Origin of the sequence: Thalassobacillus sp. CUG 92003, from assembly GCF_013618635.1 — a bacterium.
Lineage (GTDB): Bacteria > Bacillota > Bacilli > Bacillales > Halobacillaceae > CUG-92003.
Genome location: NZ_JABLSJ010000029.1, coordinates 1 through 1,866, shown reverse-complemented (window position 1 = coordinate 1,866; position 1,866 = coordinate 1). Strand labels below are relative to the sequence as shown.

Genomic DNA, 1,866 nt, shown 5'->3' with positions numbered 1-1,866 from the left:
GAGGTGGCTAACCTCCATCCCTCTCACACCACCGTACGTACGGTTCCGTATACGGCGGTTTCAATCATGTCTGACGAATAAATTTGTATCTTGAGACAATACTCTTAAGCCCTAGGCGCCACCAGTAGGTGATGCCTAGGGTTTTGTGTAAGATGGGACTTCTCGCAATTCGCCAGTAAGCTTTCCGTGAGTTTCCCCATTCGTGGGCTTTCTGCGGAGAGATCCCCAGTTTGATCAGTTTTCTGATTTTCGTCTTGGGAAGTCTCCATTCTTTCCAGCGAATCATTCGAAGTCTTCGATGAATCCATGATTCCAGCTCTTTCAATACACTTAGTGTGTCAATTAGGCTGTAATAATTCACCCACCCTTGTAGGAATAGGTTAAGCTTCCTCACTCGATTTTCCATCGATATTCGTTCTTTTCGTGAAGTAAGACTTCGGACTCGGTTCTTAAAACGTTCGATTGAACGCTTAGCTAATCGAATCTTAGGGATTCGATTAGAAGTGAAGCTGAACCCCAGAAGTTTTCTCTTCCAAGGTCGGTCCACGGCACTCTTCTCACGGTTTACCTTCAGTCGTAACTTCTTCTCGATGAAAGATGTGATGGACGCCATCACCCTTTCCCCTGCGCGCATTGACTTCACATAAATATGAAAGTCATCCGCATACCTAACGAACTTGTGACCACGCTTTTCCAGCTCTTTATCCAGCTCGTCTAATACGATGTTGGAAAGCAGCGGACTAAGAGGGCCTCCTTGAGGAGTCCCTTCCGTATTTGGGCTTACAATCCCCTGTTCCATAATACCTGCTTGAAGGTATTGTCGGATAAGGTAGAGAACGTTCTTATCCTGGATACGGTTGGATAAGGTTGCCATAAGTCGGTCATGGTTGACTTTATCGAAGAACTTCTCCAAATCCATGTCCACGACCCAGCGGTATCCTTCTTGGATGTACTCCTTTGCCTGACGGACAGCTTGGTGGGCATCTCGATTTGGACGGAACCCATAGCTGTATTCCGAAAAGGTCGGGTCATACATTCCGGATAGTTGTTGGGCAATTGCCTGTTGGATAAATCGGTCTGTCACCGTGGGGATGCCCAGCTTCCTCTTTCCGTCGTCTGGTTTCGGGATTTCGACTCGACGTATCGGCTGAGGTTGATAGGTGCCCGACCGGAGGTTTTCCACTAATAATGTCCATTCTTCTTTTAAGTGCTTACGTAGGGATTTTACGGGCATTTGATCGACACCGTGGCTTCCTTTATTCTTTTCTACACGCTTGAGTGCTTGAAGTAAATTCGGTCGTGACAGTATCCGATTTATCATAAGATACATTCCTCCGTGAATGACGTTTCCTCTTGTGCCATCCTCGCCTCTCCGCCCTGTTTCAGGTCCCCCACGGACTTCACCGTTTCCTCCCTGAGAAGGTGTTTCGTTTTCTGCTTCAACGAGGGGATGAACGCCTGGACGTCATTCTCCATAATTGATTCAGTCCTTCTTTGGCATCTTAAGCTACCAAATACTACGACTTCGGCTGACTTCTGCCGGTTCAGCTCCTCATCACTGAGAAGGTTACGAAGAGTCCTTCGCTTTACCGACAGACCTCCCCGGGTAAGGGCATAAACTTCCCTTCCATATCCCCGCCTCATTTACTGTCTACCCCTTTGGTCGTTGGGACTTTATCTTGTTATGCAGACTCACCCCAGATAGACAGCCTTATATGAGATTTGTGTTCCTCGGGGCAGAATTTTGCCTCCGGCTTCCTTCAGGTTCCAGGTCGCCCTGGACCCCCTTGCCTTTAGCTAACGGCTACAACGACCTTCGCCGTTCGGGACTTGAACCCTATAGTTTATGCCCATGCCGGGCACACA

The 1,866-nt window shown here is 48.1% G+C and carries 1 protein-coding gene; it reads right to left on the bottom strand.

Translation table 11 applies throughout. The features are described from left to right. Positions 1-64: 64 nt before the first annotated feature. Complete coding sequence (gene ltrA / locus HOP45_RS20375) at positions 65-1,321, bottom strand: group II intron reverse transcriptase/maturase (RefSeq protein WP_181351315.1); 1,257 nt, start codon at positions 1,319-1,321, stop codon at positions 65-67. Positions 1,322-1,866: the final 545 nt, after the last annotated feature.

What these genes read in the sequence shown, in the direction of transcription:
- ltrA (WP_181351315.1), bottom strand. Translation starts at nt 1,321, where the DNA reads ATGATAAATCGGATACTGTCACGACCGAATTTACTTCAAGCACTCAAG.